Origin of the sequence: Haloferax volcanii DS2, assembly GCF_000025685.1 — an archaeon.
Taxonomy (GTDB): Archaea; Halobacteriota; Halobacteria; order Halobacteriales; family Haloferacaceae; genus Haloferax; species Haloferax volcanii.
In genome coordinates, this window is sequence record NC_013967.1 from 1,827,538 (window position 1) to 1,850,293 (window position 22,756).

The window sequence follows — 22,756 nt, forward strand, 5'->3', positions numbered from 1 at the left end:
GGCCTCGGCGTCGGTCGTCGGTCGTCGTCCTCAGTTGCTGGTCTCGTTGCCGGACGACGTGGTCGTCTCGGTCGCCGTCGTCGTGGTCGTCTCGTTCGTCGCGGTTTCGTTCGTGGTCGTCTCGTTCGTCGCGGTTTCGTTCGTGGTCGTCGTCGTCGCGGTCTCCCCGGCACCGACCTCGTGAGTCGCGAGGACCTCTTCGGCACCCTCGCTGCCGACCCAGACGACCTCGACCGTCGAGCCGCTTTCTGCGGACTCGATTTCGAGGAAGTTACCGACCGAGACGGGGAACTCCCCGCCCTTGTCGCCGTCAGCGACCCACGTCGCGGTGCGCTCGTCGTCGACGGTGACGTAGACCTCGTCCGTTCCCTCGTCGGTGATTTTCTCGCCGCCCATGTGGACGACGCGGAGGACGCCGCTGTTCGTGCGGAAGGTGAGTTCCGGCGACGGGACCTCGGCCGGTTCGGCCTCGGTCGTCGTCTCGCCAGTCGTACTGTTGCCGGTCTCGTTGCCCGTCTCGGTATCCGCGGTCGGCTGCGACTCGGAGCCACCGCCCATACAACCGGCGGTGGTGAGGAGGGCTCCCGTCGTGGCGACGCTCTTCAGGAAGGTTCGTCGTTCCATACGCCACGGTTTGCAAGCTCGTATATATGTCTTGTAGTTTATATTTTGGGGGGAGATAACCAGCCACATACCCGGTTTAGTTAGTTTGTTTTTCAGATAGTTACAATAGGCCAACCTGTCCGAGCAGCCACAGGGCGACGAGCGCAGTCGCCGCGCCGAGCGCGACGAGCAGGAGGGTGACGGCGGCCACCGCGGCCACGAGGAAGCGCCGGTCGGCCGCTGCGGCCGCGGGGGAGGTGTCGTCGCATCGGGCTTCCAACAGCCGGACGTTCCGGGCGTTGGCCTTCCACGCCGCGTCGAACACGTCGCCGACGAGCGGTATCGACCCGACGGTCGCGTCGAGGACGAGGTTGCCGAGCATCCGCGCGAGCGTCGCCCGCGGCACGCCGAGCATGGCGGCCTCGACGAGGATGTACGCCGTCAAGCGCCGAGGCCGTCGCGTCACCGATTCCCGGCACGAGCCCCAGTATCGGGTCGAGGCCGACGCGGTAGTTCGTCCCCGGAATCTCGACCGCCTCGTCGAGGTAGAAGCTCACCGTGCGGAGTCGCGCGAGGGTCTCCTCGTCGGTGACGCCAGTCGCCTCGAACTCGACGACTGCATCGGGTTCCAGCGGTTCGTCGCCGTCGCCGCTGCCGTCGTTGGCGTCGTCGCTCTCCGACGCGGTCGTCGCCGGGGTGTTCGAGGAATCGTTCACACACGTCGAGTCGCGCGCGCGGACCTTGAGGCTAGCGTCGATAGGAGGCCTGTCGAGTCGAAGCGGACCGCGCGAGACCGCCGAAAAAAGCGAGGCGCGCCGCCCCCACGGTTCGGGCGCGCGCGCCGCAGAGCTCCGAAACCGGACGCCGTCGTCTGACCAAGCCGGAAACCGGGGCCGACGGCGGACCCCCTGTGGCGGACCGCCTTCCGCGCTTACAGACCCACCTCCATCGCGCGCTCGACGACGCCCGCGCCGTAGCGTTCTTCCAGTTCTTCGTGTTGGTCCGGGCGGTTCTCGTACACGTCTTGGAACAGGCTGATGGGCGTCATCGCGGCCTGATAGGTCGCTTCGTCCCACATCCGGTCTTTTTCGATGTCGATTTCGGTGCCGCCGATGCGGAGCGTCGCGGACTGCGTCATGGCGATAGCGCCGCGGCCGGCCTCCTTGGCCGCCTCGAACTCCTCCATGGAGTCGACGATGTCGTCCATGCTCGGGACGTACGAGGTCAGACCCAGCAGTTCCTCGCGGAGTTCGTCGGCGGTGAGCTCCCGCGCGTCGCCGCCAACGCGGAGTTCGTAGCCGCCGTCGGTGGCTTCGAGCGAGAGGCGGTCGCCGTCGTACGCCTCGACGCCGTCCTCGGACGCGAGTTCGACCTCCTCGCCGTCCGCGTCGAGGAGCCAACTGCCGGTCTTCGGCGGGAGCGGCGAGGTGTTTGCCTCGACGACCTGTCCGGGCGTGAGCGACCAGATGCCGAGCATCCCCTTCGCCTGATTGTCGGTCATGCGCTCGCGGTAGCCCTCCACGTCGCGGATGTCGTCGTAGGGGCCGTCCACGGCGACACAGCCGGCGGCGCTGGCCCCGCGCGAGGTGTTGTGTCGAAGCTCCGGCCACGCCGGGAGTTCGCCCGTCGGCGTCATGGCGCGCATGTCCTTCGTGTAGTCGACCTCGCCGTCGACGAGGAGGAACAGCCGTTCGAGGTTGTTCGTCGGCTTGCCCATCTCGTCGCGGAGGTCGCCCATGGCGAGTTCGGCCTCGCCGCTCTCGATGATGACCGACATGGCGAGGCTCCCCTCGTCGAGGCCGTGCTCGTGCTCGACGATGGTGAAGAACTCGTCGGCCTTCTTCCAGTCGTCGATGCCGCCGACCTCGGGGATGACGAAGCCGTGGATGTGCTCGACCGCCCCGCGCTCGGGGTCGGTGATGTCGAGCATGTGCTGGAAGCCCTGATATCGGGTCTCGGGGCTGTCGCGGTGCCAGACCATCCGGGGGTGAATCTCGCCCGGGAACTCCGCGCCCTGTTCGGAGATGACTTCGACGATGTTCTCGGCTCCCTCGTCGCGCATCGACGGCGCGGTGGCGTCCTCGTTGTCGGGGACCCACACGTCGGGCGCTTGCATCCCGCGGAGGCCGGCCGCCCGTCGGAGCATCTTCGCGGAGTCGTCTTCGCCCTCGACGGCCGTCGGCGAGGTGAAGAACGTCCGCACGAACTCCCTGTCGTGTCTGCGCTCAGTCATCGTCGTTGCTCGTGATGGGGTCGGCCTGCTCCTCGCTGAACCCTTCGGACTCCTCGATGCGGCGGCGCGCCTCGGGGTCGAACTCCGTCTCGATGTCCTGGTACCGCGAGACGAACGACAGCTCGTGGTGGCTCTCGGTCGGGTGGTCGAGGTAGCGCTGTTCGAGGTCGAACTGGCCTTCCTCGTCCTGTTCGGCGAGCTTCTTGAAGTCCTCGTAGACGGCGTGCGCGCCCGAGTGGAGGCCGAACAGCGTGATGAAGATGTACTTGTAGCCGAGGTCGCCCAGCTCTTGGAACGTCAACGGGTCCTCCTCTTCGGACCACGCGAACGACGACGAGTAGTTGAACGCGAGCTTCAGGTCCGGATGCGTCTCGTGAATCTCCTCGGCGTAGGCGACGGCGTCCTCGCGCGAGGGGTTCGGCATCTCGGGCCAGACGATGTCGACGCCGGCGTCGGCGTAGATGCGGCCGCGCTCGACGTGCTCGTCCCAGTCTCCGTTCGAAGAGCCGTAGGCGTCGGTGCGGGCGATGACGACCGTGTCCTCCGACTGCTTGGCGTCGACGGCGGCCTCGAAGCGAGCCTTGGCCTTCTCGCGGGAGACGATTTGCTTGCCCGCGATGTGGCCGCAGCGCTTGGGCGTCGTCTGGTCTTCGATGTGGACGGCGGCGACGCCGGCCTTCTCGTACTCGCGGACGGCGCGGCGGACGTTGTGGATGCCGCCGTAGCCCGTGTCGCAGTCGGCGATGACCGGCAAGTTCGTCGCCTCGACCATGCGCTTTGCGTTCTCGACCATCTCGGTCATCGTGACCATCTCCAGGTCGGGGAAGCCGAACTGCCCGAGGACGGTCGAGTAGCCGGACATGTAGGCGGCGTCGTGGCCCGTCATCTCGGCGAGGCGGGCGTCGAGCGCGTGGTACATGCCGGGGGCGAACACGAAGTCCTGCGTGTTCAGCATCTCCCGCAGTTCGCGGGCCTTCTGGTTGTCAACATCCTGTGCGAAGACGTCGCTGTCGAGTTCGGTCGGATTCATTGGGTGTCGGTGGACTGCATCGTTCGCTCGATGCGGTTCAGTTGGGCGCGGAGCGCGGCGAGTTCGCGCCGAATCGTCGTCATCTCGTCGTCCTCGCCCGGCCGCTGGATGAAGGGGACGAGCGGCGCGTCCATGTTCTCCTCGTTGTTGGGGTAGCGCCGCACGGCGGGGGGACGAGTCGGCGTCGAGCGAGCGGTGGTCGGCGTGCGGGTCGTCGTGTCGGTTCGGGTCGTGTTGTCGCGGTTTGTCATCGGTTACGTTGGTGAGGTCGGCGGTCGGTAGCGGTCGGTTCGTATCGCGGTCGTCGAGCGGTTGGACGCGTGGTGTGCTGCGGATACTACCATCGGATGTCTCCTCACCCGGTTCGACTGCCGAGTCGTACAAATAGTTAATGATTGATAATGATAATATTAGCCAATGACTTAATTCTGTACGAACGAATATAAGGCCCTAATTTGACACGCGGTAACACACTATCCGTTTCGCAGGGTCAGAGCGTCGTCGGCTCCACCCGGCGACCGGGCGTGCCACGCCGTGACGGGGCGTTCCGCGGACACTACGCTTAATCGCGTCCACGACCGACGACGCACCAACGAATGGCATCTGCGATTGAGATACGCGACTTGACGAAGTCCTACGGCGACGTCCGCGCCCTCGACGGCGTCGATCTCGACGTTCCCGAGGGGTCGTTCTTCGGGCTGTTGGGGCCGAACGGGGCGGGGAAGACGACGTTCATCAACATCCTCGTCGGTCTCGTTCGCAAGACCGGCGGTGAGGCGAGCGTCTTCGGCTACGACGTGGAAGACGACTACCGCGAGGCCCGCGACCGCATCGGCCTCGCACCGCAGGAGTTCAACGTGGACCGCTTTTTCCCCATCCGCGAAGTGCTCGAACACAAGGCGGGCTACCACGGAATTCCGCACGACGAGGCCGCAGAGCGCGCCGACGAGGTGCTCAAGCGCGTCGGCATCTACGACAAGCGCGACACCCGCTTCGACTGGCTCTCCGGCGGGATGAAACGCCGGTTCATGCTCGCGCGGGCGCTCATCACCGACCCCGACCTGCTCATCCTCGACGAGCCAACCGCCGGGGTCGACGTGCAACTGCGCCACGAACTCTGGGAGACCATCGTCGACCTCAACGACAGCGGGACGACCATCCTCCTTACGACCCACTACATCGAGGAGGCCGAACGCCTCTGCGACGAGGTCGCCATCCTCGACTCCGGGTCCGTCGTCGAGGTCGCCAGCCCCGAGGAACTGATGGACCGCGGCACCGACGACATCGTCGTCCAACTCCGCGACCCGCCGACCGCAGTCCCCGACTTCGCGGCCGACGACGACCGCGTCGAGGCCGTCGAACTCGACGGCACCCGCCTCGTCGTGACGGCCCAGCAGGGCGGTCTCGTCGCCCCCGACGTGGTGCAGGCGCTCGACCGGCAGGGCCACGAACTCGTCGACCTCGAAATCTCGCGCACGTCGCTCGAAGAGGTGTTCGTCGAGATGACGAGACAGGGCGAGGGCCGCGCCACCGCGGAGGTCGAGCAATGAGCCTCACGAGTCTCACGAGCCTCGACGTGACCGGCTTTTACGCCCTGCTTCGCCGCGAGATCCTCCGGTTCGTCCGCCGCCCGCGCAACACGTTCGTCCCGCCGTTTATCACGAACGTGCTGTACTTCTCCGTGTTCGGCGTCATCCTCGGCGAGCGCATCAACGAAATCGCGGGCGTCCCGTACATCCTGTTTATCCTCCCCGGGCTCATCGTCCTCGGGGCCGTCTCCAACGCCTTCGAGAACGCCTCTTTCTCTATCTTCCACGGCCGCTGGAACCGCTACATCGAGGAGGCGCTCACCTCGCCGCTGTCGTACACCTCGATGGTCGGCGCGTACGTCCTCTCCAGTGCGACCCGCGGGGTGCTCGTCGGCGCGCTCGTCGCCCTCATCGGGGCGTTCTTCACGTCCGTCGGCGTCGCCCAACCGTTCTACCTCGTCGCGTTCATACTCGTCATCACCCTGCTGTTCGCGGGCCTCGGCGTGGTCGGCGGCCTCTGGGCCGACGACTTCGACGACCTGACGATGATGAACCAGTTCATCCTCCGGCCGCTGGTGTTCTTCGGCGGCGTCTTCTACTCGCTCAACGAGATTCCCGCGACCTTCCAGCAGGCGTCGCTGCTCAACCCGATGATATACATGGTCAACGGCGTCCGCTACGGCTTCCTCGGCGTCACCGAGGTGGACCCGAACCTCTCGCTCGGCGTGCTGACGGCGCTCACGCTCGGGGTCGTCGGTCTCAACGTCGTGCTGTTCCGGCGCGGCTACGGACTGACCGACTGAGGCCGGGCGACCGTCATCGACCGTCTCCGGTGACGGCCCGCCGTAGTCGGCTCATTTCGCCCCGCCGCCTCGCGTTCTTGTCTGAACAAATGTCTTTTACTATGACAAGTATTTTCACAGCCGCTCTAGAAGTCACGTCCGAAGCATGGTATCAAAACCCTCCTCCGCGGCGTCGGCGCGGACCGTCTCGGTCCTCGCCCTCGTCGCGGCCGTCCTGGTTGGAGCATTCCTCGCCCCCGTCGTCTACGACGCGGCCGCGCCCACCCCCGACAGGGTCGCGGTCATCTCGGTCGACGGGACCATCACCTCCTACACAGCTGACCAGCTGGAAGAGGACCTCCACGAAGCGCGAGAGAACGAATCGATAAAGGCGGTCGTCCTGCAGGTCGACAGCCCCGGCGGCTCCGCGGCCGCGTCCGAGCAGATGTATCTGGCGGTCAACCGGACCGCCCAAGAGATGCCCGTCGTTTCGAGCGTCGAAGGAACGGGCGCGTCGGGCGCGTACTACACGATGCTTCCCTCCGAGAGCATCTACGTGACGCCCTCCTCGGTCATCGGGAGCGTCGGCGTCCGCGGGTCGGCCCCCATCGGCGGCTCGTCCAACGAGATTCGCACCGGACCGGACAAGGCGTCGATGACCCTCGACCACCGCGAAGCACAGATTGAGACGCTGAAGCACGCCTTCGTCGGTAGCGTCATGGAGCACCGCGGCGACGAGCTCTCGCTGTCGCGCGAAGAGGTCGCCTACGCGAAGGTCTACACCGGCGCTCGCGCCACGCAGAACGGCTACGCCGACGACATCGGCACGCTCCAGACGGCCATCGACCGCGCCGCCTCCGAGGCCGGCCTCGAAAACTACGAGGTCGTCGAGAAGGAGCCGTCGACCCGCTCGGGAATCATCCTTCTCAGCTCGCAGAACGGCAACTCGACGGTCGTCGTCGAAGAGAGTCCCATCGGCTACGACGGCGTTCGCGCGCCGCAGTTCCTGATGGTGTACGGACAGGTGCAGTACGAAGACGAGGTGATCGGCAATGTCTCAGCGTAACTTACTCGGCGGGACGGTCGTCTTCGCGGTCGCACTCGGCCTCATTCTGGTCGGGGCCGCGGTGGCACCCTACGCCGTCCAACTCGGCGGCAGCGACTCGGCAGACACCCAGAACGCCGCGAAACAGGCGTTCGACGCGGACGAACTCGTCGCCACGCCCGGCCCCGAATCGGGCGAGGTGACGATGGACTCCAACGCCGCGTCGAAGACCGTCCTCATCGACGTCGGCCACGGCAACGACGTGAGCGAGTCCGACGTGCAACCGCTCGTCGACGCGCTCGTCGCCAACGGCCATCAGGTGAAGTACCTCACCCGCGAGGACGCCCAGCGGAACTTCAACGGCTCGCTCCGGAAGGCCGACGCCTTCGTCGTCGTCAACCCCGAACAGCCGTACACCGGCGGCCAACTCGCCGGCCTGCGGTCGTTCGAGGACGCCGGCGGCCGCGTCGCCCTCCTCGGGGATCCGCAGTCCGCGGGCACGACGAGCATCCTCGGTCTCATCACCGTCTCGGTGTCGTCCGGGACCACCGGCGGCGACGCCGGACTGACCTCCGACTACGGGGTCTCGTTCGGCTCCACGTCGCTGTACAACATGCACGACTACTACCTCAACTACGAGAACGTCTACGCCACGCCGGAGGGCGACACCGCCCTGACCGAGGGCGTCGACGAGGTCGTGTTCCGCGACGCCGCGCCGCTTTCGATTTCGGCCGACAGCGTCTCGCCGGCGCTCGTCTCCGGCGGCGAGACCCGCGTCGAGTCGATTCGTAAGTCCGGTCCGTACACGGTTGCCGCCCAGAGCGAGACGGTCGTCGCCATCGGCGACGCCGACTTCCTCACGCCCGAGTCGGCCTACGAGGCCGACAACGAGGTGCTCGTCGGCAACCTCGCGGACTTCCTCGTCTCCGGCGACAAGGAGTCCGGTGCGCCCGCTCCGGCCACGCCCGAATCCGGCGCCCCGGGTCCGGGCGGTTCAGCGTCCGGTCCGGCACCGGGTTCAGCACCCACCCAGGGAACCACGCCGACCTCGGCGTAACCGAGTCGCACCGACGCGACTGACACCACCCATCGACGACGCGACCGAAGCCGGACCCCCGGTTTCGACGCGCCCCGTTCGTTTCTTTCGAGGCTCAGTCTCCGCGCCTCCGAGCGACGGCTCCCGGCCTCGCCGGGCGTCTTCGCCGCCGTCGCCCCTTGTCGCTCGCCCGCGAGTGGACACCGATAAGGCCCCCACGCGCCGAGTCGGACGCATGCGCCAATTCATCGTCACCGGCCACGACGCGCCGACGACGCCCGACTTCTCGCTCGACGACATCGCGGGCGGGGCCGGCCGACTCGACGTACTCTGTCGCTGTGTCAACTCCGCGTTCTTCCTCTCGCACGACATCCGCGAGGACGTTCGGGTTCATCTCGTCCTCGGCGACGAGTACACCGTCCGCTTCGAAGGCTCGGAACTCCGTCGGCTCAACCCCGACGAGCGCTCCACCGCTGCCCTGATTCGCAAGGCGCTGGAGAAGCGCGAGGAGGCCATCGGCCACATGCCCGCCGAGTCGTCGCCGGGTGTCTCTATCCGCCGGATGGGCTTCGAGACGACGCTGGAAGAGGCCGCCAGCGACGCGACCGTGGTCGAACTCCACGAGGACGGCGACCCCGTGGTTCAGGTCGAACCGCCCGAAAACCCGCTTTTCGTCCTCTCGGACCACCACGACTTCACCGACGAGGAAGCCGAGTTGCTGGCGGCCGCCGCCGACGAGCGGGTCCGCCTCGGCCCCGAAATCCTCCACGCCGACCACTCGATTACGGTCGCGCACAACTACCTCGACACGGCGGGCTATTCGCGGTACTGAGTCGGGGTCGGCGGTGTGCCACGGCGTCTGACGGTGGCCCGCAATCACAACTGTTAAACGCGACGGTGGCTTGCCTCAAAATGCGGGCCGGTGGGGTAGCTTGGTATCCTTCGGCCTTCGGGTGGCCGTAACCTCAGTTCGAATCTGAGCCGGCCCATATTCTCCCCACCTTTCACGACCCGCGAGCGATAGCGAGTGGTCTGAAAGGTGTGGGCGATTTCACCCGGTGAAGATTCGAATCAAGGAACGAACGAAGTGAGTGACCGTGGTTCACGCGAGCACAGCGAGCGTGAAGGGGCGAGACGACGTCTCGCTGGATTCGAATCTGAGCCGTACTCGCGAACGAAGTGAGCGGGTGCCTGTGACGAGCGAAGCGAGTCACAGTGGCCCATCTCTACCCCTTTCAACGCCAACGAGCACCGCGTAGCGTGTGCGAGTCCCCCCGAAACGGTTGTCTGGGTGACTGAAGATTCGAACGTCCGAGCGACAGCGAGGGAAGTTCGAATCTGAGACGGCATCTTCACGGACAACCTACCTGAGTTTTGGACAGTCGTTGCAAACGGGCGGAACCACCGACACGGCCGCCGTTTCGACACCGACGAATCCACGGTGTCTCCGACGACTAAACGACCACTGGCAGTCGTGACCCCGCTGTCGCCCGAGAACCGAAGCAATTATCTATTTTAGGTGGGCCTAAAAAACTATGGAACACGACGAGACGCCACGGACGGGACTGACGCGGCGCGACTACGTGAAGTACGGCGGCGCGGCGGTCGGCGGCGGCCTGCTCGCCGGCTGTACCGGAGAGGGCGGTTCGGAGTCGACGACGGACGCCGAGACCGAATCGACGACCGAGACGGCAACGGAAACGGAGATCGAGACGCCCGAGGACAGTTCGTACTCGGTGACGATGTCGCCGGTCGGCACCGTCGAGTTCGACGAGCCGCCCCAGAGCATCTTCACGCGGCTGACCCACCACGCGGGGATGGCGTTCGCGCTCGGCCGCGGCGACGACGTGAATGCGGTCAACGGGCCGGCGTACTACGACACGACGTGGAAGCAGTTCACGGCGCGTCTCCCGGGCGTCGAGGTCGACTGGGCGGACCTGTACCCCTCGTGGGAGACGAGTAAGGAGAAGCTCTACGAACTCGACAGCGACGTGCATCTGGCCGACCCCGCGTGGGTCGTCCAGCTCGAACAGTGGGACATGGCCGACATCGAGGAGGTCGCCGAGAACATCTCGCCGTGGTTCGGGAACTCGTTGAGCGCCCGTCACGCGTCGCCGACGGACGAGTGGACCGGCGACTACGAGTACTACACGCTGTGGGAGCAGTTCGAGAAGGTCGCGCAGATGCTCAGAGAGGAGGAGCGCTACGAGGCGCTTGCGGCCGTCCACGACGACGTGCTCGCCACCACCGAGGCGGGGCTGCCGCCGGAAGACGAGCGCCCGAGCGTCGTGTTGCTCACCGCGTCCGACATCGAGAACCAGGTCTGGGCGTACACGGTCGGAAACCCCGGCTTTATGACTTCGCACATCCGGCCGCTCGCACCGCACGACGCGTTCGAGGGCTCTATCGAGTCGGGGTCGACCGTCGACTTCGAGGCGCTGTTGGAGGCCGACCCCGACGTTCTGCTCTTCCTGAGCGGGATGCAGCCGAGCGTCAGCACGAACGACCTCCGGGCGACGCTCGAATCCGACCCCGTCGCCGCGGAGATTTCGGCGGTCCAGAACGGTCGGGTCTACCCGCAGGGCGCGCGCTATCAGGGGCCGATTCTCAACCTCTTCCAGCTTGAGATGAGCGCCAAGCAGTTCTATCCCGAGGCGTTCGGGGAGTGGCCGACCTCGGACGGCGGCCCGTACCCCGAAATCCCGGAAGACGAACAGCTGTTCGACCGCCAGCACGTCGCCGACATCATCAACGGCGAGTTCTGAGCGGTCTCGCCGCCGCTTTTTCGGCCAGCGACCGGCCGCGAACGCGTCGCTCGCCGGTCGAATATACGCAAAATGTAAGTTATCGTTCTGCCGCGAAACGCGGCGTACTAAATTAGTTTAAAGGCGCGTGAGGTTCGTCGCGCGGGGGCCCTTGGGGGCCTGCTCGATGTCGAACTCCACATCCGTGCCTTCTTCGAGGTCCGGGCCGCCGATGTCTTCCATGTGGAAGAACACGTCGTCGTCAGCATCGTCCGTCGAAATGAAACCGTAGCCGCCAGTGTCGTTGAAGAAATCAACGTTTCCTTTCGCCATTGCTTTTGAACACACACGCCCTTTACGGATAAGACTTGTGAGGGTCGTGTTGTCACGGAGTTATTTTATTGAATACTTTTCTGAATCATCGACGGTTGTAGACGAATGTTCTGATATGTCGGTTCTGGACGCGCTCGCCTAGTGGTTCGTCGGCGATTCCGCGGTAAGCTGTGGTATCGGCAGTTCCGCTCGTCGAATCCGGCGGGTCGCGGCCGACGAGGCTTTACGCGTGGCCGGACGGTCTCCGACACCGTGGATGCTAACGACGTTCGTCGGAAGTGGGCAGACCGGTCGGGAGAGTTCTCGCCGGAGTACTACGCGTACTACGGGCCGAACGAGACGAGCGAGGCGATTCGGCGGGTGTTCGACGAGCGACTCGACGCCTCGGCGTCGATTCTCGAACTCGGTTGCGGACCCGGCCGACACCTCTCGCACCTCCGCGAACACGGCTTCGAGAACCTCCACGGCGTCGACATCAACCCCGACTGCTTCGAGGTGATGGCCGACGCCTACCCCGACCTCGCCCGCTGCGGGACGTTCCACGCCGACGCCATCGAGGAGATCGTCGAGGAGTTCTCTCCGGGGCAGTTCGACGCCGTCTACTCCGTCGAGACGCTCCAGCACGTCCACCCCGACGACGCGTGGGTGTTCGAGGCGGTCGCTCGGAGCGCGAGCGACTACGTCGTCACCGTCGAAAACGAGGGCGACCGGTCGGTGCCGCCCGAGGACCGCGGCGTCAACGACGAGGAGTACGACTTCCCGCTGTACTACCGCGATTGGGCGGCCGTGTTCGATCCGTTTGGCTTCGAACAGGTCGCCTGCGAACACGGCGACCGCGACACCCGCCGCGTGTTCCGCCGGGTCGACTGACCCCGCGAGCGCGGCCGCCCCGCGTTCAACTCAGAAGCCGCCGTAGCGGAGGTACACCATGTCGGCGATGAGGACGAGTTGGAACACTCCCTGCACGCCGCCGAGCATGGCGTTCTGTTTTCCGATGGCCGAGATGACGCCGGGGTCCGGGTCCTCGGAGGTCATCTCGAAGTACATCCGTATCTCGCCGGGCATCAGGAAGCCGAAGCCCTGCACCGAGAGGATGGTGACGACGACGAGCGCGACGACGATGGCCGGGGTCGTCATCCGGAAGTCACCGATGGTGGTCGCGACCCACGCGAGCGAGCCGACGGTGGCGACGGCGAAGACGGCCTGCCACCGCGGGTCGCGCCACGCGTTCAGGCGGCGACCGAGCAGGAGGCAAATCGGAATCAGGTTCGCGGCGGTGAACAGCGCGAGCCACGGTTCGGCGTGGGGAAACACGCCGAGTCGCTGGGCGAGCGTGATGCCGCCCGCGATGGTGACGAGCGCCATCGACGGGAGGAAAAACGAGGTCTTCGGCGTGAGGCGCTCGAACACCGCGGCGCTCTGTTCGTCGCTCAAGCCGCCGATGACCGGCCCGAGAATCGCCCCCATGAACAGGTCGGTTCCCGTCCAGAGCAGCCCCGCCATGACGTGGACGAACGTGTGTTGCTGGAGCGACCCGACCGTCACCGCGTAGGCGAGCGCGACCACCGAGACGGCGACGATGCCGCCCGCAAAGGCCGGGTTCGCCCGTCGTGCCATCCCACCGATTGTCCCACCAATCGATGCCCTGTGTTGGCTCATCACATCCGAGACGCGTATCACCGATGATAAATCCGGCGACGGACGCACTTATCCCCTCCAATCGCCACCTTCCGACCATGACTGACGCCCTCTCGTTCGATATCGCGAGCGTCGACGACGTTGCGGCCAACCGAGACGAGGTCGTCGCCGCGGTCGAGGCCCACGCGGGCACCATCGCGCGCGAACTCGCCATCCTCCAGGGCGGCGACTACGGCCAGGAGACGTTCAAGACGCGCCGCGGGACGTGGACGCTCAAGTACGAGGCGGGCGCGCTCCAGTATCTCCGGTTCAAGGGGAAGTCGGGCGGCGAGACGTACGTCGTCTCGACCAAACAGCCGCCGGAGCCGAAGGCGCTCGGAACGGCGATGCAGGACTACCCGGCGTTCGTGGAGGCGTACAACGAGCACGTCGAGTCGCTCGACGGCGTCCTCGACGACGTGCCGACGGCGTTCCCCGCGGTGACGACGACCGAGGAAATCGTCGCCCAGCGGGACCAACTCGTCTCGACCATCCGCGAGGTGGCCGACACCATGGCGGGCGAACTCAACCGCTTCGACGGCGAGTACGGCATCTTCACCCAGTGGGTCGGCGGCACGCGCTGGGAGCTGAAGTGGGACGGCCCGCGGGCGTCGTACCTCCGCGTCGGCGGCGAGGGCGGCATCTACCTGCTGTCGCAGTACGAACCGCCCGCCGCGCCCGACGTGCGCGAACTCGCCGGCGACTTCGTCGCGTTCGTGGAGGCGTACAACGAGTACGTCGACGACCTCGAAGCCGACCTCGCGACCGTCTCGTTCGACGACGCTGGGTAGCGGGGCACCGCGACGCTTTTGGAATCACCGCCGGCACGTGATGTCATGAGCGACGACTCCGAGACGGCTGACGGCGGGTCCGAGCCCGCCGCCCCCGGCGACGACCTCGCGTGGGAGACCACCGACACGCGCATAGACTACTCGTGCCCCGGCTTCGACATCCGCATGGACGACGTTCGGCTCCCCGACGAGACCGAGTCGGACTTCCACTACGTCGACGAGCCGGCGGCGGTCGTCGTCCTCCCCCTCACACCCGACGGCGACGTGGTCGTCATCGACGAGTGGCGACAGGCCGTCGGCCGGACGAACCGCGGACTCCCCGCCGGCGGCACGGAACCGGACGACGACGACGACTACGCCGCGGCCGCCCGGCGCGAACTCGCGGAAGAGACCGGCCACGAGGCCGAGGCGGTCGAACCGCTCGTGACCGTCGAGCCGGCCAACGGTATCGCCAACTCGGTCCACCACTACTTCGTCGCGCGCGGGTGCGAGCCGAGCGCCGACCAGAACCTCGACTTCAACGAGAGTATCCGCCCGACGACGGTCGGCTACGACGACCTCGAGCGGGCCGTCCTCGCGGGCGAGGTCCGCGACGCGCGGACGGTCCTCGGCGTGCTCTACTACGAACTCGCCGGCGAGTAGCGCACCCGGTCACTCGCGCGCCCGCGTTCGCCCCTCGAACCCCGTTCCGAGGCGAGAAGGATTTTGACGCCGGCGCTCCAACTGGTCGCCTGTGTCTACTACGACGCGTTTCCCCGACCTCGCTCGGTCCTTCCTCGCAGCTATCGCCCTCGGCGGCGGCGGTCTCGTCGTCGGCACGATACTCGTCTTTATCACGCAGTTCGCGGCGGCGAGCGCGGGCGTCGAACTGACGCCCCTCGCGCTCGTCGTCACGTCGCTCATCCTCTTGCAGGGCATCGCCTTCGGCGGCGTCGCCCTCGTCTACACCAGATACCGCGGCCTCGACCGCTCGTACTTCGGCGTCTCGATGCCGTCGCTCCGCGACCTCGTCGCGGTCGTCCTCGGCTACGTGACCGCGCTCGTCGCGGCGTTCGTCGGCGCGTTCCTCGTCTCGACGTTCGGCGTCCAAGCGGGGTCGAACCAAGTGACCGAAATCGCCGCACAGGACCCCGAAGTGCTGTTGCTCCTCGTCCCGGCGTCGTTCCTCCTCATCGGCCCCGGCGAGGAACTGCTGTTCCGCGGGGTCGTCCAGAACCGCATCCGCGAGTCGTTCGGCCCGGTTCCGGGCATCGCCCTCGCCAGCGCCATCTTCGCCGCGATTCACTACGTCGCGCTCACCGGCGGCGCGGGCGGCCGCCTCGTCACCATCGGCATCCTGTTCCTCCCGAGCGTCGTCTTCGGCACGGCGTACGAACTGACCGACAACATCACCGTCCCGGCGCTCATCCACGGCGCGTACAACGCGACGCTGTTCTCGCTCGCGTACCTCGTGTTCAAGCTCACCGAGATGAGCCCCGGCGGGGTTCCGACCGGACTGCTGTTCTGAGCAGTCGTCGATACCAGCCTTTTTCGTTCTCTGTCCCCTCGAACAGATGTGTTCTTTTCCACACTCGTGTCGGTAGTCGAAGGACTCGTCCCGGCGGCCGTCACGGGCGATATGCTCGTCGTCTTCGCGCTCATCCTCCTCTCTCTCGTCTTGTTCGCCACCGAGTGGCTCCCCATCGACGTGACCGCCATCGTCGTGATGGTCCTCCTGATGGTGTTGGAGCCGTGGACGCAAATCACCCCGCAGGAGGGGCTCTCGGGATTCGCCAGCCCCGCGACTATCACCGTGTTGGCGATGCTCATCTTGAGCACTGGCGTCAACCGAACCGGTATCGTCCAGCTCATCGGCCGGAAGATGGCCGAGTACGCCGGCAACAGCCAAACGAAGCAACTCGCCGCGACGATTGGCGTCACCGGCCCGGTGTCGGGATTCATCAACAACACGCCGGTCGTGGCCATCCTCGTCCCGGTCGTCGCAGACCTCGCGCACAAGGGCAAGACCTCCCCGTCGAAGCTCCTCATGCCGCTTTCGTTCGCGTCGATGCTCGGCGGCACCCTGACGGTCATCGGCACGTCGACGAACATCCTCGCCAGCGACATCGCGGCCCAGCTCGGACGGGAGTCGCCCGGCCTCAGCCTCCACGCCTTCGGGATGTTCGAGTTCACCAAACTCGGCGTCATCGTCTTCGTGGTCGGCGCGGTCTACCTCATGACGGTCGGCGTCCGCCTGCTCCCGAAGCGGGTGCCCGCCGGGGACGACCTCCTCGAGGAGTACGCGCTCCAGGAGTACCTCGCCGACGTGGTCGTCCCCGCGGACTCGTCGCTCATCGGTCAGACCGTTCAGGAGGCCCTCGGGAACGACGACCTCGACATCGACGTGTTACAGCTCATCCGCTACGGCGAGCAGTTCCTCGAACCGCTGGCCCGCAAGGAGATTCACGAGAACGACACGCTCCGACTCCGCACGAACCGGGAGACGCTCGAACGAATCATGCGCTCGGAAGGGCTCACGTTCGTCGGCGGGCCCCGCTCGGAGAGCGAACTCCACCCGGGCGAAGAAGAGCCGGTCATGGTCGAAGTCGTCATCCCTTCTGGTTCGTTTCTCGTCGGCGAGAGCCTCGCCAGTTCGACGTTCCGCCAGCGCTACGACGCGAACGTCCTCGCCTTCCGGACCCGCGGGAAGGTCGTCCGCGACCGGTTCGAGGACATCGACATCCGCGTCGGTGACACGTTACTCGTGCAGGCCCCGCCCGACAGCCTCACCCGCCTCGTCCAAAACGAGGACTTCATCGTCGCCCACGAGTTCGACGACGTCGACTACCGAACTGAGAAGACGCCGTTCGCGGTCGCCATCATCGCCGGCGTCGTCGCGCTCCCGGCGTTCAACGTCCTTCCCATCGTCGTCTCTGCGCTCGGGGGCGTGGTCGCGATGATTCTCACCGGCGTCCTCAAGCCGAACGAACTGTACAAATCGGTCGAGTGGAACGTCATCTTCCTGCTCGCGGGCGTCATCCCGCTCGGCGTCGCGCTCCAACAGACGGGCGCGGCGGCGCTTCTCGGTGACGCCGTCGCCTCGACCGCGACGTTCCTCCCCGCAATCGGCGTGCTGTGGGTGTTCTATCTCGCCACCGGACTGCTCACGAGCGTCATCTCGAACAACGCGAGCGTCGTGCTCATGATTCCGGTCGCCGCCAGGGCCGCCCAATCAATCGGGGCCAACGCGTTCGCGTTCGTCCTCGCCGTGACCTTCGCGGCGTCGACGGCGTTCATGACTCCCGTCGGCTACCAGACGAACCTGTTCGTCTACGGCCCCGGCGGCTACACGTTCTCGGACTTCCTCCGGGTCGGCGCGCCCCTGCAATTGCTCCTGTCGGTCGTCACCGTGGCCGGCATCGCCTTCTTCTGGGGCGTCGGCGCGTAGGCGCGCCTCCTCGGCGCGCGAGTCGGCAGAAAAACGTTCGTCGGGGGCGCTCGCCCGTGCGCCGGTCGTCGGTCAGTTCGGGTTCAGTCGTCGCCGCCGTCGGCCCGCATCGCTCGGTTCGGGGCCGAAGCCGCGGGCGTCGCCGTCTCGCCGCCCGGTGCGCCGCCCGCCGCGCGTCCGGACTCGAACTGCGAGACGAGCGACTTGAGCTGTTGTGCGCGCTCCGAGAGCGACGAGGACGACGCCGCAATCTGCTGGGTCGCGGCCGTCTGTTCTTCGGCCGCGGCGGAGACGTTCTGGGCCTCGGAGGCCGTCCGGTCGCTGAGGTTCGTTATCTCGTCCATCATCGTGACGACCTCTTGGGTCGACTGCGCCTGCTCGTCGGTGGCGCTGCTGATGGACTGGATGGAGTCGTTGCTGTCTTCGATTTTGTGGACGATTTCTTCGAGCACCTCGACCGTCTCACCGACGGTCTCGCGGCTGGACTCGACTTCGGCCTGCGTCTCGAAGGTGTCTTCGGCGACGTTCTCGGTCGACTGCTCGATGTCACCGATGAGGGAGTCGACCTCTTGGGTCGCCTCGGCGGTCTCCTCGGCGAGCGTCTTCACCTCGCTTGCGACGACGGCGAAGCCCTCGCCCGCGTCGCCCGCGCCCGCCGCCTCGATGGAGGCGTTGAGCGCGAGGATGCTCGTCTTCTCCGCGATGTCGTCGATGAGGTCGACGACTTCGCTGATCTGCGTGACCGACTGCTGGAGGTCCTCGACCTCGCTGACGGTCTCGGTCGACCGCGACTCCAGTTGCTCCATCTTCTCGATGGTCGAACTGGCGGCCTCCTGGCTCTCTTTAGCGCGCCCGACGGTCCGACGCGACTCGCGAGCAATCTCTTCGGAGGACGACGCAATCTCCTCGATGGTCGCAGAGAGGTTGCTCAGTTCGGACTCCGCGGCGTTGAGGTTCCGGTGTTGCGTCTCGTTGCCCGCCGAAATCTCCTCGATGCTGTTGGCCACGTCCGTGCTCGTGGTCTTCACGGCGTCCGCGCTCGCGGTGACTTCGGAGCTCTTGTCGTCGACCTGCTCCGCGAACGTCTGGATTCGGACGATGACCGAGTCGATGGCGTCTAACATCTCGTTGAAGCCCAGCCCGATGCGGCGCATCGCGTCGTTCTGACTCTCGGCGTCGACGCGGACGGTGAGGTCGCCGTCGGCGGCCTTCTGCATCGCGTCGCCGTACGTCTCAGCTTGTTGTTCGAGGTCCGTCGTGAGCGCGTCGAGTTCGCGCCGCCGTTCGTCGGCGTCGTCGACGAGTTCTTTCATGTCCGCGACGATGGCGAGCGTCGCGGTGCCGCCGATGGCGAAGACGGCGACCGTGGCGGTCATGAGCGGCGCGGTCACGAGGTTGAATACCTCGGTGTAGATGCCGAGTTTCTCCATCGTGAGGCTGATCATCCACAGAATCGCCAGCACGGAAGCGAACACGTACGTCAGCCAGAACGACGACTCCGCGTCGGTGTTGCGGTAGTTGAGCCACGCCAGCCCCGCCGCGCCGATGAACCCGAGGGTCCCGATAGCGTCGAACAGCGCGTCGATTATCACGAGGCGTCACCGCCGTTGATGACGTTTTTCCGGCGCAGGTACGCCGCCGCGAAGAAGGTGGCTCCCGCGAGGCCGATGCCGAACGCGTGCTCGACGAAGTTGAGCACCGACCCGAGGAAGAACACTTCGAGGTTCGTCGCGACCATCCCGATGACGAGCAGGACGTAGCCCGCGGTGAACAGTTTGGTCTCGTCTCTGTACTGCGTGATAACCGGTATCAACCCGACGAGGGCGACGGCGAGCGCGGTTACTTCGAGTGGTGATAAGTCGGCTAACATCTATACTCTCGGTTGACTCAATCTCTTTGTAAACTGTTCGCCCAAAAAATCACGTTTGATATCTCTCATGTCTGTTTTTCTAGAATATTTCGATGAATAAACCGGTATGTCGTCGTGCGTCTATTTTTCTCCCCGACGACCGGCCCGCGAACGCAACCCTTACCGCCGCGCTCGGGAAACGCCACTCCATGCGCGACCACTTCGAACTCCGCGACGGGGACCTCGCCGGCCGAATCGGCCGGCTTTCGGTCCCGCGTGCGGGGGTCACCGTCGAGACGCCGGCCCTCCTGCCGGTCGTCAACCCGAACATCGACACGATTTCGCCCGCGCGGTTGGAGTCCGAGTTCGGCGCGGAGATTCTCATCACCAACTCCTACATCATCAAGACGAACGACCACCTCCGCGAGGAGGCCCTCGACGTGGGGCTCCACGAGATGCTCGACTTCGACGGGGCCATCATGACCGACTCGGGGTCGTTCCAACTCGCCGAGTACGGCGAAATCGACACGACGACCGAGGAGATTCTCCAGTTCCAACGCGACATCGGCACCGACATCGCCACCCCGGTCGACATCCCGACGCCGCCGGACGTGGCCCGCGAGCAGGCCGAGGCGGACCTCGAAATCACCAGACAGGCCCTCGCCGACGCCGAGGCCGCCGACACGGGCGAGATGCTCGTCAACGCCCCCGTGCAGGGGTCGACCTACCCGGACCTCCGCGAGGAGGCCGGCCGCCACGCCGACGCGACCGACCTCGACGTGTTCCCCGTGGGCGCGGTCGTCCCGATGATGAACGCCTACCGCTACGACGACATGGTCGACGCCGTCGCGGCCGCCAAGCGCGGGCTCGGCGTCGACGCCCCGGTTCACCTGTTCGGCGCGGGCCACCCGATGATGCTCGCGCTCGCCGTCGCGCTCGGCTGCGACCTGTTCGACTCCGCCGCCTACGCCCTCTACGCCCGCGACGGGCGGTATCTCACCGTCCGCGGGACCGAACACCTCGAAGACCTCGACTACCTCCCGTGTACCTGTCCCATCTGCACGGAGTACTCGCCAGACGACCTCCGCGAGAAAGGGTCGAAACGACAGGAACAGCTGCTCGCCGAGCACAACCTCCACGTCACGTTCGCGGAACTCCGCCGCATCAAGCAGGCCATCCGCGACGGCGACCTCATGGAACTCGTCGAGGAGCGCGCCCGCTCGCACCCGGCGATGCTCGACGGCTACCGCGCGCTTCTCGCCCACGTCGACCAGCTCGAACGCGAGGACCCCGCCTCGAAGGGCGCGTTCTTCTACGCCTCCAACGAGAGCGCCCACCGCCCCGAGGTTGCACGCCACCACGCCCGCATGGACCGCCTGACCGCCGAGGGCCACGTCCTCCTCACCGAGGGCGGCGTCCCCTCCGGCGACGACTTCGACGCGACGTGGCGGGTCGTCCCGCCGTTCGGCCCGTTCCCGCGGTCGCTCTCCGAGACGTACCCGCTCACCGCCGAGGTCCCCGAGCGACTCGACCGCGACGCCTACGAGCAGGCCGCCCGCGGCGTCTCGCGGCTGGTCGAGGAGAACCCCGACGCGGCGTTCACGCTGGCGCACGACGACTGGCCCGAGTCGGCGCTCGCCCGCGTGCCCGAGTCGGTCGAGTTGGAGTCGCTGTCGGCGGTTTCGGAGCGATTGGGCGACGAGGCGTCGGTCGGCGGGGACGACGGGGACGACGGCGGTTCGGCGTCGTCTGCCGAGTAGCGCGCCTCGGTCGGTCGCGTCCGTGTCTGTCGGTCGATGCTCTTAGGTTCACCCGACGTATCAACGAATACGATGGAGGCTGTCCTCTGGTACGTGCTCACGGGAACCCGCGGGGGCGAAAACCGTGTGCGTATTCTCAAGACCGTAGAGGAGCAGCCGCGAAACGCCAACCAACTGGCCGAGACGCTCGACCTCGACTACAAGACCGTCCGACACCACCTCGACGTGCTCATGGACAACGACGTGGTCCAGCGGAGCGGCGACGACTACGGCGCGGTCTACCTCCCGTCGCCGCGGTGTCGCGCCAACTGGGAGACCGTCGAGACAATCGTCGAGCGGATGGACTGAGCGTGCGACACTGTGACGCCACGATTATGGAAAGATTTGGGAAAGCGTATATCAGGATGACGGGGAAAGGAGAGAACGAATGAGTATCTGGGTGGACGTCGCGACGGTCTCCTCGGGCGTCAACGTCGTCGTGCTTCTCGCACTGTCGGCGGTGTGGGCCCGAAACTACCTGACCTTCAGGTCCAAACACGCCGTCGGCCTCCTCGTGTTCGGGGTGTTCCTCCTCGCAGAGAACGCGCTCGCGTTCTACATGTACATCCTCGACCCGACGCTCTCGGGGTGGTTCAGCACCGACGTGCCCGTCATCGCCTGGCGGCTGATGATGCTGTTGCACGTCTTCGAGACGGCCGGGCTCGTGTTCCTCGCGTGGATTACGTTCGACTGAAACCGCTGTTTTCTCCCGCTCCAGTCCGGTTTTGACGCACCTTCGCCCGCTCAGTCCCGGTGTTTCCGCTCGTGGGTCGGGTGTTCCGAGATGTAGACGCTCGTGTGGTCCGGCACGTCTTCTGTGACCCACGAGTTCGCGCCGATGCTCACGTGGTCGCCGACGGAGACCGCGCCGAGCACTTTGGTCCCCGCGCCGATGACGACGCTGTCACCGATGTCCGGGTGGCGTTTGTACCCCTTCTTGAGCGAGTGTTCGTCGTCTTCGTCCTCCTCGAAGTGGAGCGCGCCGAGCGTCACGTCCTGATAGATGCGCGCCCACTCGCCGATAGTCGTCGTCTCACCGATGACGACGCCGGTGCCGTGGTCGATGAAGAAGTAGTCGCCGATGGTCGCGCCGGGGTGGATGTCGATGCCCGACTCCATCTTCGCGTACTCGGCGAGTTCGCGGGCGTACGCGGGCGCGCCGGCCTCGTAGAAGGCGTGGGCGACCCGGTGGACGACGATGGCCTGCACGCCGGGGTACGACCGGATGATTTCGACGTAGCTGCGCGCGGCGGGGTCGCCTTTGTACGCCGCCTCCACGTCTTTCTTCAGCCGCTCGCGGATATCGGGGAGTCGCCTGACGACCTCGTCCACGATGGGCTTGGGGTCCTCGTCTATGTAGGGGTCGATACCGGAGTAACAGAGCGCGCCGAAGTTGGCGACGCCGTCGCGGAGGAGTTCCTCGTCTGCGACCCACGGCCCCGCGTTCCAACACCGGGGAAACAGGAGGCGCTTGATGAGGTCGACGTCCTCTCGCAGGTGGTTCCGGCGCGGGAACGAAAGCGACGTGTCCGTGGGGAAGGGGTCGTCGTCGGCGCGGTAGGACGCCGCGAGCCCGAGATGCGCGTCGCCCGAGTAGGTGTAGGACATCCGATAGCGATAGTTGGTGGACGAGCGGTATTTAACCCCGTCTCATCGGGCCCGATTCGCCGTCTTCGAGTCGCGGATTGTGTGTTCGAACTGGCGCTCGACAGCCGGCGCGTTCGCTCTGCCGACCCGGCGTGAGCCAACCGCCGGATAAGGATTCTGGCCGCCGAAATCGGGCGACTGGGGACACATCGGGGAGAGATTTGGGTGACAGTTCGGAAAATCTTCTTTTAAATATTCGTCCCCCTCTGAGACATGCGACGCACACTCGCA

Annotated in this window: 23 protein-coding genes, 1 tRNA gene and 1 pseudogene; 15 read left to right on the forward strand and 10 right to left on the reverse strand. The window is 66.1% G+C overall.

Going from position 1 to position 22,756, the window contains the following annotated elements:
• Positions 1-30: 30 nt before the first annotated feature.
• From HVO_RS14205 to HVO_RS14225, 5 genes and pseudogenes are all read right to left on the reverse strand, one after another.
• Positions 31-624 carry a twin-arginine translocation signal domain-containing protein gene (locus HVO_RS14205; RefSeq protein ID WP_004041861.1) on the reverse strand — a complete coding sequence of 198 codons (594 nt, stop codon included), beginning with the start codon at positions 622-624 and terminating at the stop codon, positions 31-33.
• 100 nt (positions 625-724) lie between these two features.
• Positions 725-1,319: pseudogene (locus tag HVO_RS20590) on the reverse strand (DUF4112 domain-containing protein).
• A 215-nt stretch (positions 1,320-1,534) separates the two neighbouring features.
• On the reverse strand, positions 1,535-2,836 hold the full coding sequence (gene aceB / locus HVO_RS14215) for a malate synthase AceB (RefSeq protein WP_004041864.1): 1,302 nt from the start codon (positions 2,834-2,836) through the stop codon (positions 1,535-1,537).
• Positions 2,829-3,866: an isocitrate lyase gene (gene aceA / locus HVO_RS14220; RefSeq protein ID WP_004041865.1), complete on the reverse strand. Its 1,038-nt coding sequence runs from the start codon at positions 3,864-3,866 to the stop codon at positions 2,829-2,831. The genes aceB and aceA overlap by 8 nt, the downstream gene beginning before the upstream one ends.
• Positions 3,863-4,117: a hypothetical protein gene (locus HVO_RS14225; protein ID WP_004041866.1), complete on the reverse strand. Its 255-nt coding sequence runs from the start codon at positions 4,115-4,117 to the stop codon at positions 3,863-3,865. Before HVO_RS14225 ends, aceA begins: the two co-directional genes overlap by 4 nt.
• A gap of 345 nt (positions 4,118-4,462) precedes the next feature.
• Between HVO_RS14225 and HVO_RS14230 the strand changes: the two genes are divergently transcribed.
• The 7 genes from HVO_RS14230 (at position 4,463) to HVO_RS14260 (ending at position 11,023) form a co-directional block, all read left to right on the forward strand.
• Positions 4,463-5,416, forward strand: a complete 954-nt coding sequence (locus HVO_RS14230; protein WP_004041867.1) for an ABC transporter ATP-binding protein — start codon at positions 4,463-4,465, stop codon at positions 5,414-5,416.
• Positions 5,413-6,198 (forward strand): ABC transporter permease, encoded by a 786-nt coding sequence (locus tag HVO_RS14235; protein WP_004041868.1) that lies wholly within the window; start codon positions 5,413-5,415, stop codon positions 6,196-6,198. Before HVO_RS14230 ends, HVO_RS14235 begins: the two co-directional genes overlap by 4 nt.
• A gap of 145 nt (positions 6,199-6,343) precedes the next feature.
• Positions 6,344-7,243 carry a S49 family peptidase gene (locus HVO_RS14240; protein ID WP_004041869.1) on the forward strand — a complete coding sequence of 300 codons (900 nt, stop codon included), beginning with the start codon at positions 6,344-6,346 and terminating at the stop codon, positions 7,241-7,243.
• Positions 7,230-8,279, forward strand: a complete 1,050-nt coding sequence (locus tag HVO_RS14245) for a hypothetical protein (RefSeq protein WP_004041870.1) — start codon at positions 7,230-7,232, stop codon at positions 8,277-8,279. Before HVO_RS14240 ends, HVO_RS14245 begins: the two co-directional genes overlap by 14 nt.
• A 214-nt stretch (positions 8,280-8,493) precedes the next feature.
• Positions 8,494-9,090, forward strand: a complete 597-nt coding sequence (gene trmY / locus HVO_RS14250; protein ID WP_004041871.1) for a tRNA (pseudouridine(54)-N(1))-methyltransferase TrmY — start codon at positions 8,494-8,496, stop codon at positions 9,088-9,090.
• An 84-nt stretch (positions 9,091-9,174) separates the two neighbouring features.
• A tRNA-Pro gene (locus tag HVO_RS14255) sits at positions 9,175-9,247 on the forward strand.
• A gap of 546 nt (positions 9,248-9,793) precedes the next feature.
• Entirely contained in the window at positions 9,794-11,023 is a 1,230-nt protein-coding gene (locus HVO_RS14260; RefSeq protein WP_004041872.1) for an ABC transporter substrate-binding protein, read from the forward strand.
• Between the two features lie 117 nt (positions 11,024-11,140).
• On the opposite strand, the gene HVO_RS14265 is transcribed toward HVO_RS14260, so the two are convergent.
• Positions 11,141-11,335 carry a cold-shock protein gene (locus tag HVO_RS14265; protein WP_004041873.1) on the reverse strand — a complete coding sequence of 65 codons (195 nt, stop codon included), beginning with the start codon at positions 11,333-11,335 and terminating at the stop codon, positions 11,141-11,143.
• 252 nt (positions 11,336-11,587) lie between these two features.
• On the opposite strand from HVO_RS14265, the gene HVO_RS14270 reads away from it, so the two are divergent.
• Entirely contained in the window at positions 11,588-12,205 is a 618-nt protein-coding gene (locus HVO_RS14270) for a class I SAM-dependent methyltransferase (protein WP_004041874.1), read from the forward strand.
• A 30-nt stretch (positions 12,206-12,235) separates the two neighbouring features.
• On the opposite strand, the gene HVO_RS14275 is transcribed toward HVO_RS14270, so the two are convergent.
• The gene (locus HVO_RS14275; protein ID WP_004041875.1) at positions 12,236-12,952 is read right to left on the reverse strand and encodes a hypothetical protein; all 717 of its coding nucleotides are present in this window, start codon (positions 12,950-12,952) and stop codon (positions 12,236-12,238) included.
• Between the two features lie 119 nt (positions 12,953-13,071).
• Here HVO_RS14275 and HVO_RS14280 point away from each other — a divergent pair, with 119 nt between their 5' ends.
• The 4 genes from HVO_RS14280 (at position 13,072) to HVO_RS14295 (ending at position 17,230) form a co-directional block, all read left to right on the forward strand.
• Positions 13,072-13,803, forward strand: coding sequence for a hypothetical protein (locus HVO_RS14280; RefSeq protein ID WP_004041876.1), 732 nt, complete (start codon positions 13,072-13,074; stop codon positions 13,801-13,803).
• A gap of 45 nt (positions 13,804-13,848) precedes the next feature.
• Positions 13,849-14,445 (forward strand): NUDIX domain-containing protein, encoded by a 597-nt coding sequence (locus HVO_RS14285; RefSeq protein ID WP_013035455.1) that lies wholly within the window; start codon positions 13,849-13,851, stop codon positions 14,443-14,445.
• A 91-nt stretch (positions 14,446-14,536) separates the two neighbouring features.
• The gene (locus tag HVO_RS14290) at positions 14,537-15,310 is read left to right on the forward strand and encodes a CPBP family intramembrane glutamic endopeptidase (RefSeq protein ID WP_004041878.1); all 774 of its coding nucleotides are present in this window, start codon (positions 14,537-14,539) and stop codon (positions 15,308-15,310) included.
• A 48-nt stretch (positions 15,311-15,358) separates the two neighbouring features.
• On the forward strand, positions 15,359-17,230 hold the full coding sequence (locus tag HVO_RS14295) for an SLC13 family permease (protein ID WP_004041879.1): 1,872 nt from the start codon (positions 15,359-15,361) through the stop codon (positions 17,228-17,230).
• 83 nt (positions 17,231-17,313) lie between these two features.
• Here the strand turns inward: HVO_RS14295 and HVO_RS14300 are convergent, their stop codons facing one another.
• Positions 17,314-18,822: a methyl-accepting chemotaxis protein gene (locus HVO_RS14300; RefSeq protein ID WP_004041880.1), complete on the reverse strand. Its 1,509-nt coding sequence runs from the start codon at positions 18,820-18,822 to the stop codon at positions 17,314-17,316.
• A complete protein-coding gene (locus tag HVO_RS14305) occupies positions 18,819-19,100 on the reverse strand; it encodes a hypothetical protein (RefSeq protein WP_004041881.1) in 282 nt (93 codons plus the stop codon). The genes HVO_RS14300 and HVO_RS14305 overlap by 4 nt, the downstream gene beginning before the upstream one ends.
• A 188-nt stretch (positions 19,101-19,288) precedes the next feature.
• Between HVO_RS14305 and tgtA the strand changes: the two genes are divergently transcribed.
• The 3 genes from tgtA to HVO_RS14320 all read left to right on the forward strand — a co-directional run bounded on the left by tgtA (position 19,289) and on the right by HVO_RS14320 (position 21,572).
• Positions 19,289-20,839, forward strand: coding sequence for a tRNA guanosine(15) transglycosylase TgtA (tgtA, locus tag HVO_RS14310; protein ID WP_004041882.1), 1,551 nt, complete (start codon positions 19,289-19,291; stop codon positions 20,837-20,839).
• Between the two features lie 72 nt (positions 20,840-20,911).
• Positions 20,912-21,187: a winged helix-turn-helix domain-containing protein gene (locus tag HVO_RS14315; RefSeq protein ID WP_004041883.1), complete on the forward strand. Its 276-nt coding sequence runs from the start codon at positions 20,912-20,914 to the stop codon at positions 21,185-21,187.
• A gap of 79 nt (positions 21,188-21,266) precedes the next feature.
• Entirely contained in the window at positions 21,267-21,572 is a 306-nt protein-coding gene (locus tag HVO_RS14320) for a hypothetical protein (protein WP_008605678.1), read from the forward strand.
• A gap of 50 nt (positions 21,573-21,622) precedes the next feature.
• On the opposite strand, the gene epsC is transcribed toward HVO_RS14320, so the two are convergent.
• Positions 21,623-22,486, reverse strand: a complete 864-nt coding sequence (epsC, locus tag HVO_RS14325) for a serine O-acetyltransferase EpsC (protein WP_004041887.1) — start codon at positions 22,484-22,486, stop codon at positions 21,623-21,625.
• Positions 22,487-22,756: the final 270 nt, after the last annotated feature.